Source organism: Streptococcus infantis (genome assembly GCF_047464215.1).
Lineage (GTDB): Bacteria > Bacillota > Bacilli > Lactobacillales > Streptococcaceae > Streptococcus > Streptococcus infantis_P.
The window spans coordinates 19463-31080 of record NZ_JASHCG010000020.1; the positions used below are offsets into that span (position 1 = coordinate 19463).

Here is an 11618-nt window from a genome sequence, read left to right on the forward strand (position 1 = left end):
AATACTCTTCAAAAATCTCTTCAAACCACGTCAGCGTCGCCTTACCGTATATATGTTACTGACTTCGTCAGTTCTATCTACAACCTCAAAGCAGTGCTTTGAGCAGCCTGCGGCTAGCTTCCTAGTTTGCTCTTTGATTTTCATTGAGTATAAAATAATCTTCTTCTAGTTTCGCATACAATGATGAATTTTGTCAAGCCTTTACTAAAAAGAGCCTGAAATTTACTTTCAGGACTCATTTTTTTATTTGATTTTTTCTTCTTCGTAATCACCATTGCTACAAACGATCTGCTTACCGCCACCACGGACTTTTTTCTCCATGAGGAAGTTGCCACATTTTGGACAATCTCGGCCAACAGGCTTGTCCCAAGAAGTGAATTCACACTCTGGATAGCGATTGCAACCATAGAAGATACGATTACGCTTGGTTTTTCGTTCAATAATTTGACCTTGATGACAGCTTGGACACTCAACACCAATCTCTTTCACGATAGCCTGTGTATGACGGCAATCTGGGAAATTGCTACAAGCATAGAACTTACCAAAACGACCAAGTTTAATGACCATCGGACTGCCACACTCTTCACAATCAAATCCTGCTGGCTCATCCTTGATTTGGATTTTTTCCATCTCCTCTTCGGCTTTGGCAACCTCTTTAGAGAAGGGTTTGTAAAAGGCATCAATAACACGTTGCCACTGCTCTTTTCCAACTTCGACATCATCCAGTTTACCTTCCATTTCAGCTGTGAAGGTCACGTTTACGATATCTGGGAAATATTCAACGATGAGCTTGTTGACAATTTCTCCCAACTCTGTCGGTTCAAAACGCTTGGCTGCCAAACGCACATAATAGCGCTTTTGAATGGTTTCAATAGTGGGTGCATAAGTTGATGGACGTCCAACCCCATTTTCCTCCAAAGTCTTGATCAGGGTCGCTTCAGAATAACGAGCAGGCGGTTGGGTGAAATGTTGCTCAGGCTTACTATTGATCTGTTTGACCACATCACCAACTGCCATGTCCGGCAACATCTTATTCTTATCTGAGTCATTGTAAATGGCCAAGTAACCATCAAACTTAACTTGACTACCATTTGCTGCAAATTGAACTCCATTTTGAGAGAGCTTAACAGTCATGGTATCAAAGATGGCGCCAGTCATCTGACTCGCTACAAAACGGTTCCAGATAAGGGTATAGAGTTTTAGTTGGTCTTTGTCTAAGTATTTAGCAATTTTTTCTGGCGTGTTAAAGACACTTGATGGGCGAATAGCCTCATGGGCATCTTGAGCACCAGTAGCATTTTTGACCTTGCTACCATGCTTAGAATACTTACTACCAAAACATTCATTGATGTAGCTAGCTGCTTCGTTTTGCGCCACTGGACTGATACGAGTCGAGTCTGTACGCATATAGGTGATCAAACCTTGGACGCCCGTACCAATATTAATCCCTTCATAGAGTTGCTGGGCAACCATCATGGTCTTTCGAGTACGGAAATTGATCTTGTTAGCTGCATCCATCTGCATAGTTGAGGTCGTATAAGGTAGTGGAGCGTTACGCTTGCGTTCTTTTTTATCTACCTGATCAACTGTAAAGTCTTTGCTAGATAGGTGAGACAAGACTTCTTTGACCTCTTCATTACTAGTCAATTTCATCTTCTTGCCATTCATTCCATAGAAGGATGCTTGGAATTGCTTAGTCCCCTTTTTGAAGACTCCATCAATCGTCCAATATTCTTCTGGTTGAAAAGCATTGATTTCATTTTCACGGTCAATGATTAGCTTAAGGGCAACAGATTGCACGCGCCCTGCTGATAAGCCCTTCTTAACCTTTTTCCATAAAATTGGTGAAATAGAATAACCTACCAAGCGGTCCAAGACACGACGGGCTTGTTGGGCATCCACCAAATCCATGTTAATCTTACGAGGTTCTTTAAAGGCATTTTTTACCGCATCTTTTGTAATCTCGTTGAAAACTACACGGTTAGCATCATTTTCATCTAGATTGAGAATATGAGCCAAATGCCAAGAAATTGCTTCCCCTTCGCGGTCCGGGTCACTTGCGAGAAAGACTTTATTGGCTTTTTTAGCTTCTTTTTTCAAGTCATTGATCAGAGGACCTTTCCCACGAATATTGATATATTGGGGTTCATAATTATTTTCTACATCGACTGACATACTGGATTTTTTCAAATCACGAATATGACCAACACTGGCTAAAACCTTATAATTTCTACCCAGGTATTTTTCAATCGTTTTAGCCTTTGCAGGCGACTCCACGATTACTAGATTTTTTTTAACTGTTGATTTTTTCTTCTTTGTTGCCGTAGCCACAGTATCACACCTTTTCAAAGTAATAAACTTTATAAAGTGTAAACCATTTTTAAAAACCTGTCAAGACTTAACTCCTATATATAGAAGAAAAGTTTAACCGATAAAGCCTTACTAGTTCTTAAAATTCAAATTCTGCTAACACATCCTGACCACTTGAAACAAGTTTTGCACCTTCTTGAACCAAGTGATGACAACCATCTGAACGACCATCTAAAATGTTACCTGGAATAGCAAAAACATCTCTTCCTTCTTCCATAGCTCGCTCACAAGTAATCAAACTACCAGATCTCATCTTTGCCTCAGCAACGATGACACCCATACATAGGCCAGCAATAATCCGATTTCGTGCTGGAAAGTGATATTTCAAGGGTTCTTCACCCGGTCCATATTCACTCAGTAGCAAATGATAATTACCGATGTAGTCCTGCAGTCGTTTATTGGATCGTGGATAATAGACATCCAAGCCAGTCCCAATGACTGCAATGGTTTTTCCACCACCTTGAAGAATAGACATATGCGCTGCAGTATCAATCCCTCTAGCAAGCCCGCTCACAATCACCAGTTCATTCTCCAGTTCTTCAATAACCTTACGAACTGATTTTGTCCCTGTTTGACTACAAGAGCGACTGCCTACAACCGCAATCTTAGGCAATTTTAAGAGATTTAAATCGCCCTTATAAAATAACAATACTGGAGCATCATAGATTTCACTGAGAGCAAAGGGATAGACATCGTCTAGGATGGAAAAAGAAGGAAATTTTTCAAAATCACTTCGTAATCGCTCCATACTTTCAAAGGTGAGTTTATGGTAACGTTCCATAAAAAGAACGGGATTTCTACACTCAGATGCTTCTGCTATCGTTTCTAGGGTTAATTCTTGATCATAGATTTCTCCATATTGAAGTACCTTTAAAACCTGTTGATTACTTAAACCTGCTTGTTTCAACTTATAAATCTCAAAATTATCAATCTTAATTTTCATGATAGACTCCTTGTTTTTCTCTCTATCTATTTATTCGTAGAAAAAGAAAAAAACTTTCCAACAATTTTACTTGTTTAGAAAGTTTTTTTAGATTAGTTATCTTAGTAATCAGGACGAAGGACTCCAGTGACAGTCGCCTTAGTTGCTTCGTAATCCCCATCAATAACAACCTTGATAATGCGTTTAGCATCCTCTTCAGGCGTAGGAACCAAAGGTAGACGAGTTGGCCCAGCTTCAAATCCCATATAGTTGAGTACCGCCTTAACAGGTGCCGGACTTGGGTAAGAGAAGAGAGCATTAACTTTAGGAATAAATTTACGTTGAATAGCTGCCGCTTTCTTCATATCACTTTCTTCGATTGCAGTGAACATTTCATGCATCTCATCCCCATTTGTGTGGGAAGCAACAGATATAACTCCGTCTGCACCAAGGTTCATAGCATGGAAGGCATCTCCATCCTCACCGGTGTATACCAAGAATTCTTCTGGCTTATGCTCAATCAAGTAAGCCATATTGGCAAGGCTGGTACATTCCTTAACACCAATGATATTTGGATGTTCCGCCAAACGAAGCATGGTCTCAGGAGTTAATTCTACCACTACACGACCTGGGATATTATAGAGGATAATTGGCAGATCAGATGCATCGGCAATAGCTTTAAAGTGCTGGTACATCCCTTCTTGAGACGGTTTATTGTAGTAAGGAACAATGGCAAGTCCTGCTGCAAAGCCACCAAACTCTGCTACCTCTTTGACGAACTCAATCGAGTCACGGGTGTCGTTTGTACCAATACCAGCAATCAAAGGAACACGACCATTGACAACCTTTTGAACAGCCGCAAACAACTGCAACTCCTCATCGTGAGTTAGAGTCGGACTCTCAGCAGTTGTTCCTGCTAGGAGAATTCCGTCTGTATGATGTGCTAATAAATGTTCAATCAACTTTGGAATGGCATCGAAATTGATTGACCCATCTTCATGAAAAGGAGTAATAAAGGCCGTGATAATTTTACAATCTTTTAAATCTTGATAAGACATACAAAACACCTCTCTATTTCAAAGAAGGAGTTCAAATGAACTCCTTCACATTATTTCAATTCAAATTTTAATTCAGCTGTTGGGCGTACTAGACCACGTTCGTGAAGTGTTTCTGCGATTTGAACAGAGTTCCAAGCTGCACCTTTAAGAAGATTATCAGATACTACCCACATATGAATACCTTTTTCTGCATCCAAGTCTTTACGGATACGTCCAACGAATGTATCACGTGAACCAACAGCATTTACTGCTTGAGGATAGATTTGGTGAGCAACATCATCTTCAAGAACTGCACCTGGGAAGGCAGCAATAGCTGCTTTCACTTCTTCGATTGGTGCTACTTCTTTTGTTTCAATATAGACTGACTCAGAGTGAGCTGACAAAACTGGAATACGTACACATGTTGCTGATACGGCAATGCCATCGTCTTCCATGATCTTCTTGGTTTCATTGGTCATCTTCATCTCTTCGTAAGTGTAATCATTATTAGTGAAAACGTCAATTTGCGGAAGAGCGTTGAAGGCAATTGGATAGTGTTTCTTGTCGCCACCTGAAGGCAAGATTTCAGCTTTGACTTCACGTGGATTCACGCCATCATTCAGTACTTCACGCAACTCACGTTGGGTTTCAAGAATTGCTCCCATACCAGCACCTGAAACTGCTTGATAAGTTGATACGATGATACGGTCCAAGCCCCATTTTTGACGGACTGGCTCTAGAGCCACCATCATTTGAATTGTTGAACAGTTAGGACAAGAGATGATTCCGTTGTGAGCATCAAGGGCGTGGGCATTCACTTCAGGAACAACCAATGGTACATCTGGATTTTGACGGAAATAAGATGTGTTATCTACGACGACTGCACCTGCCTTAACAGCATAAGGTGCGTATTTTGCAGAAGTTGATCCACCAGCTGAGAAAAGAGCAATATCAACCCCTTCAAAAGCGTCTTCTGTTGTTTCTTCGATGGTCACATCTTGACCTTTGAATTGCAAGACCTTTCCTGCAGAACGTGCAGACGCAAGGTAACGAATCTTATCGATTGGAAGAGTTGATTCTTCCAACATTTTGATCATTTGAGCACCAACGGCACCTGTAGCACCGACAACAGCAACTGTGTATCCCATAACAAACCTCTTTCGGAATTTTCTAAAAATTTCTATAATAGAAACATTATACTACTTTTTACCAAAATTGAAAAGTCTTTTTCCTATCTATTTTCTGAAATCGACAAGAAAAAGGTTCGCTATTACTAGCAAACCTTTTTTATTAATCTTATCTCTTAATATCTTTGCTTATAAGGCTTATTAAAGGCTTCTAAGATATCTGATGGAGTTTCTGCATAAGGTTTCACTTCTTTGAAATCTCCCTTCACGATAATCCGTTCTGTGGCATTGTAGTCTACACAGGTTACCAAGGTAATTTCTTTGATTCCCTCACGGTCTTCTATTTCATCAACGCGGTCAGGTGTAACGTGTTTGACTTCACGAATAACATAGGTATAAACCTTTTCCTTATCAGTCAAATAAATTTTCATCCCTTCTTTGGCATTGACCAAAGGTGAAAAGAGCATCTGACTGGCATTTTCAGCTGTAAAAATATGGTGACTAGCGAGAGAATAATTTCCCTCTCCCATTTTTTGATTTGGTTTCATGGTTCCTGCCCCATAGAACAAGTTCACATTATCTAAACCTTTAAAGATAGGTAGGTTAATCTCTACTTCAGGAATGGCAATTCCACCAATAACAGGAAGTTGTTGGGCATCCCACTGCGAAGATAAAACCGCTTCAGATGAGATAGCCTTCACTGAATCGAAATCAAAATTTCCTTCTGTATCCTGATTTTCTTCTAATTTTTCTTTTGATACCTGACTTACTTGGTACTTATTAGTATTCCAAACCATAAAAATATCACGGATTTTAGCGTTAAAAATCAAAGCGATTGATAGCAGTATCAGAAATCCTGCCAATATATTGATCAACAGATTTTTTCGTTTATTTTTCTTTTTATTGATTTTTTTAGACATTATGCTTCACTTTCTGTTTCCTGTTCTGCCCCAACTTCTTCTTTTTCTGCTGCTGCAACACTTGTAAAAGTCACAATCTTAGCATCTTGATCTAGACGCATCACTTTTACTCCCATAGTTGAACGTCCCGTTTGTGAAATATTGGCAACATTGGTTCGAATCATGACACCTGTGTCAGTGATAATCATCAGATCTTCATCCCCTTTTACTGTTAAGAGACCAGCCAGAGGACCATTTTTTTCAGTAACATTGGCTGTTTTCATTCCCTTACCGGCACGCCCTTTTGTTGGATATTCAGTCGCAACTGTGCGCTTACCGTATCCTTTCTCAGTAATGATAAGGACTTCATCTTGGTCAGTAATCACCCTTGCTCCAACTACAGCATCACCTTCACGAAGGTTTACCCCTTTAACACCAGTGGCGATACGACTCATACTACGAACCGAAGACTGACTGAAACGAACTGCATAGCCTAATCTGGTTCCGATGATGATATCTGTGTCTTTTTCAGTTAGTAAGACATTAATCAACTCATCCTCATCTTTCAGATTTAAGGCTTTGAGACCATTTTGACGAATGTTGGCAAATTCTTTGACACTGGTTCTTTTGACAATACCTGCGCGAGTTGTAAAGAAGAGATAAGCATCATCACTACGTTCTGATTCAACATTGATAATGGTTTGAATGCTTTCACCTTCATCCAGTTTCAAAAGATTGACAACTGGCAAACCTTTGGCTGTACGACCGTATTCTGGAATTTCATATCCCTTAAGACGATAAACACGTCCTTTATTGGTGAAGAATAGCAAATGATCGTGAGTGCTGGTTGAAACCAATTCACGCACAAAGTCATCGTCCTTAACTCCAGTTCCTTGAACGCCACGTCCACCACGTTTTTGAGCTGTAAATTCGTCTTGGTCCAAACGTTTGATGTAACCTTTATTTGATAGAGTGATGAGAACATCAGACTCTTCAATCAAGTCTTCATCTTCAAGAGTCAAGACTTCACCAACCATCAACTCAGTACGACGTGGATCGCCAAACTTACGTTTGACCTCATCCAATTCTTCCTTGATGATTTGCGCTACGCGTTCTGGTTTTGCAAGAATGTCTGCCAAGTCAGCAATCAAAGCAATAAGCTCATCATACTCTGACTGAATCTTATCACGTTCCAAACCAGTCAAACGACGAAGACGCATATCGAGAATTGCTTGACTTTGACGTTCAGATAACTTGAACTTGCTCATCAATTCAACTTGGGCTTCTGCATCCGTTTCACTGGCACGGATGATACGGATTACTTCGTCAATGTGGTCCAGAGCAATCAACAAACCTTCCAAGATGTGTGCACGCGCTTCAGCTTTCTCTTTGTCAAATTGAGTACGACGAGTCACCACTTCTTTTTGGTGCTCAATATAGGCATCCAAGATTTGACGAAGAGAAAGAATCTTTGGTACACCATTCTGGATAGCCAGCATGTTAAATCCAAAGCTAGTTTGCATTTGAGTCATCTTGAACAAGTTGTTCAAGATAACATTGGCTGACGCATCACGCTTCACTTCGATAACAAAGCGAACTCCCTCACGGTTTGATTCATCACGAACAGCTGTAATTCCTTCGATACGTTTTTCTTGAACTAAACGCACAATATGTTCATGGACTTTAGTCTTGTTGACCATGTATGGAAATTCTGTTACAACGATACGTTCGCGACCAGTCTTAGTTTCTTCGATTTCAGTACGAGAACGAAGCACAATCGATCCTTTACCAGTTTCGTAGGCCTTATGAATACCTGATTTCCCCATAACAAGGGCACCAGTTGGGAAATCTGGACCAGGAAGAACTTCCATTAATTCCTTGGTTGTGACTTCTGGATTATCCATCACTAACTTAACAGCATCAATGGTTTCACCCAAGTTATGTGGCGGAATATTAGTCGCCATACCAACAGCGATACCTGTAGCTCCATTGACCAAAAGATTTGGAAAACGAGCTGGTAAAACAACAGGTTCACGTTCATTGGCATCATAGTTATCAACAAAATCAACGGTATTTTTATTGATGTCACGAAGCATTTCAAGAGCAATCTTACTCATACGTGCTTCGGTATAACGCTGAGCTGCGGCACCATCACCATCCATGGAACCAAAGTTCCCATGCCCATCTACAAGCATGTAACGGTAACTCCACCATTGCGCCATACGAACCATAGCTTCGTAGATAGATGAGTCACCGTGCGGGTGGTATTTACCCATGACATCCCCTGTAATACGGGCAGATTTCTTATGAGGTTTATCTGGTGTCACACCCAATTCGTTCATACCGTATAGAATACGACGATGAACTGGTTTCAACCCATCTCGAACATCAGGAAGGGCCCGCGATACGATAACACTCATGGCGTAGTCGATAAAGCTGGTCTTCATCTCCTTTGTCAGATTGACATTCACTAAATTTTTATCTTGCATTAACAAATGCCTCATTTCACTATTAGTAACTAGATATATTATACCATAGTTTGACCTAGATTTCAGTCTTCCAATCCGACTAAAACGTTTACATGGCCAAGTGGATGTTATATCCGTGACAAAGCTATTTAAAAGTGATAGAATGAAACTAAACGGGGGAAGCCCTTAAAAAATGAAGGAGATGTTTAGACAAATGACATTAACTAAACAACACAAAAAAGTTATCCTTGTCGGTGACGGTGCCGTAGGATCATCATACGCTTTTGCTCTTGTTAACCAAGGAATTGCACAAGAACTTGGTATCATTGAAATTCCTCAATTGTTTGAAAAAGCTGTTGGTGATGCTGAAGACCTTAGCCACGCGCTTGCTTTTACTTCACCTAAGAAAATTTATGCAGCTAAGTATGAAGACTGTGCGGACGCTGACCTTGTAGTTATCACTGCTGGTGCTCCACAAAAACCAGGTGAAACTCGTCTTGACCTTGTTGGTAAAAACCTTGCTATCAACAAATCAATCGTTGAACAAGTTGTTGCTTCTGGTTTCGACGGTATCTTCCTTGTTGCAGCTAACCCAGTTGACGTTTTGACTTACTCAACTTGGAAATTCTCAGGTTTCCCTAAAGAACGTGTTATCGGTTCAGGTACTTCACTTGACTCAGCTCGTTTCCGTCAAGCACTTGCTGAAAAAATCGGCGTTGATGCTCGTTCAGTTCACGCCTACATCATGGGTGAACACGGTGACTCTGAGTTTGCTGTTTGGTCACACGCTAACGTTGCCGGTGTAAAATTGGAACAATGGTTGCAAGCTAACCGTGACTTGGATGAAGCTGACCTTGTAGAACTCTTCATCTCAGTTCGTGATGCTGCTTACTCAATCATCAACAAAAAAGGTGCAACATACTATGGTATCGCAGTAGCCCTTGCTCGTATTACAAAAGCTATCCTTGATGATGAAAATGCTGTTCTTCCACTTTCAGTATTCCAAGAAGGTCAATACGGAGTTGAAAACGTCTTTATCGGTCAACCAGCTATCGTTGGTGCACACGGTATCGTTCGTCCAGTTAACATCCCATTGAACGATGCTGAAACTCAAAAAATGCAAGCTTCAGCTAAAGAATTACAAGCTATTATTGATGAAGCTTGGAAAAACCCTGAATTCCAAGCAGCTTCAAAAAACTAATTTAAGTTAGAAAAAATGTCTAGACGATTTGTCTAGACATTTTTATATTTCATTACTTTATTTCATTTGAGCAAAAGCTGCTTCTGCATCTGCGTTACTAATCGCACCTAATTGAATCTTAGCAATTTTACCCTGTGAATCAATTAGATACTCTGTAGGGATACTTCGAATTTGATAGGCTTGAAAAACAGCTCCTTTTGTATCATATAAAACGGGGATATCTTTATAACCTTGTTCTTCAAACCACTTTGGAAATTGATCTACAGTTTTTTCACCTTGAAGCCCTGGCGCAATGACAGATAAAATTTCGAAACCACGATCTTCCTTAGCAGCAAGCTCCATCAATTCTGGCATACTCTTCTTGCATGGTCCACACCAAGATGCCCAAAATTTAAGATAAACTTTTTTACCTTTAAAATCAGATAATTTCACTTCTTTTCCATCCATAGATTGAAGGGTGAAATCAGGTGCTTCTGCTCCAATTGCTACTTGCTTCACAGTTGTTTGCTGCTGTGTCTTAGTCGTTGGATTTTCTTGACTTGATTTTTTCTCTTCCTTGCCACAAGCAATCAGAAGAAAGAGAGACAAGAAACTAAGTCCAAAATAGATAATTTTTTTCATAGATAACTCCTTTTATCCTAATATTCCAGATAAAACATTTAACTGTCCCAACATTAATAAAATTCCCATGAGAACGATCAATAAACCACCAATTTTCTTCAATAAAAGTATGTGGGATTTGATTCTACTAAAATAAGGCATGACAAGACCTGACGCCAAGGCCAGAACTAAAAATGGAAGTGCCATTCCGAGAGTGTAAATGAGGGTTAATAAGGCCCCCTGAAGAGCTCCATTTCCTCCTGAGGCAGCCAGTGCTAAAACAGAACTTAAAACTGGACCTATACATGGAGTCCAGCCAAAGCTGAAGCTGATACCCAGTAAAAAGGCCGACAAATATTTGCTAGACTGTTTTTGATTAAATGTTACTGTTTTTTGTACCTCTAATTTTTGTAGATGAAGAATTTCCATCTGATGCAATCCCAGTATAATAATCATGATTCCCATGACATAACGGAACCAGTCAGCATAAAGTAAATTCCCAAGGAATCCTGCTCCAAATCCAAGAATAAAGAAAATGAGAGAGATACCCGCAATAAAACAGAGGGTACGAATCAATCCTGACCAGGCAACATCTTTACCCAAAAAACGAAATGTCTTTGACTCCTCTTGATCATCTAGCAGAACACCTGCGTAGACTGGTAACAAGGGAAAGATACAGGGAGAAAAGAATGACAAGACCCCAGCTATAAAGACAGAAATAAAAAATAAAATACTTTCCAATTAAGAACCTTCTTTCATATAGTCATCTTTTATTTTACTATAAAAGAAAACGTTTGTAAGATATCTGCTACGTAAATTTATTTTCAACTTGAGAGAATCAAAAAAAGGAGCTCAGCTCCTTTTTTGGGCTCTATAATATTTGTAGTGGGTAAATCCCCTATGGATATTATGGAGCCTATTTTTGTGTAGAAAAAAAGTCCCATATGACCTATAATGAAAAGCGATCAAACAACTCATTAGAAAGAATCATATG

9 protein-coding genes are annotated in these 11618 nt (G+C 39.8%); 1 reads left to right on the plus strand and 8 read right to left on the minus strand.

Annotation, left to right across the window (positions count from 1 at the left end; genetic code table 11):
- Positions 1-243: 243 nt before the first annotated feature.
- The 6 genes from topA to gyrA form a co-directional block, all read right to left on the minus strand.
- The gene (topA, locus tag QM469_RS09650; protein WP_414276694.1) at positions 244-2331 is read right to left on the minus strand and encodes a type I DNA topoisomerase; all 2088 of its coding nucleotides are present in this window, start codon (positions 2329-2331) and stop codon (positions 244-246) included.
- A gap of 118 nt (positions 2332-2449) precedes the next feature.
- A complete protein-coding gene (gene dprA, locus QM469_RS09655) occupies positions 2450-3307 on the minus strand; it encodes a DNA-processing protein DprA (protein WP_414276698.1) in 858 nt (285 codons plus the stop codon).
- 107 nt (positions 3308-3414) lie between these two features.
- A complete protein-coding gene (gene dapA / locus QM469_RS09660) occupies positions 3415-4350 on the minus strand; it encodes a 4-hydroxy-tetrahydrodipicolinate synthase (protein WP_414276695.1) in 936 nt (311 codons plus the stop codon).
- Positions 4351-4400: 50 nt separating this feature from the next.
- Entirely contained in the window at positions 4401-5477 is a 1077-nt protein-coding gene (locus tag QM469_RS09665; protein ID WP_414276696.1) for an aspartate-semialdehyde dehydrogenase, read from the minus strand.
- Between the two features lie 155 nt (positions 5478-5632).
- Positions 5633-6376 carry a class A sortase gene (locus QM469_RS09670; RefSeq protein WP_153225724.1) on the minus strand — a complete coding sequence of 248 codons (744 nt, stop codon included), beginning with the start codon at positions 6374-6376 and terminating at the stop codon, positions 5633-5635.
- Positions 6376-8844, minus strand: a complete 2469-nt coding sequence (gene gyrA, locus QM469_RS09675) for a DNA gyrase subunit A (protein WP_281334902.1) — start codon at positions 8842-8844, stop codon at positions 6376-6378. Before gyrA ends, QM469_RS09670 begins: the two co-directional genes overlap by 1 nt.
- Positions 8845-9037: 193 nt before the next feature.
- Between gyrA and QM469_RS09680 the strand changes: the two genes are divergently transcribed.
- The gene (locus QM469_RS09680; RefSeq protein ID WP_000176425.1) at positions 9038-10024 is read left to right on the plus strand and encodes an L-lactate dehydrogenase; all 987 of its coding nucleotides are present in this window, start codon (positions 9038-9040) and stop codon (positions 10022-10024) included.
- 57 nt (positions 10025-10081) lie between these two features.
- Here the strand turns inward: QM469_RS09680 and sdbB are convergent, their stop codons facing one another.
- Positions 10082-10645 (minus strand): thiol-disulfide oxidoreductase-associated lipoprotein SdbB, encoded by a 564-nt coding sequence (gene sdbB / locus QM469_RS09685; protein WP_281334903.1) that lies wholly within the window; start codon positions 10643-10645, stop codon positions 10082-10084.
- 12 nt (positions 10646-10657) lie between these two features.
- Positions 10658-11365, minus strand: coding sequence for a thiol-disulfide oxidoreductase-associated membrane protein CcdA2 (gene ccdA2, locus QM469_RS09690; protein WP_281334904.1), 708 nt, complete (start codon positions 11363-11365; stop codon positions 10658-10660).
- Between the last annotated feature and the right edge of the window lie 253 nt (positions 11366-11618).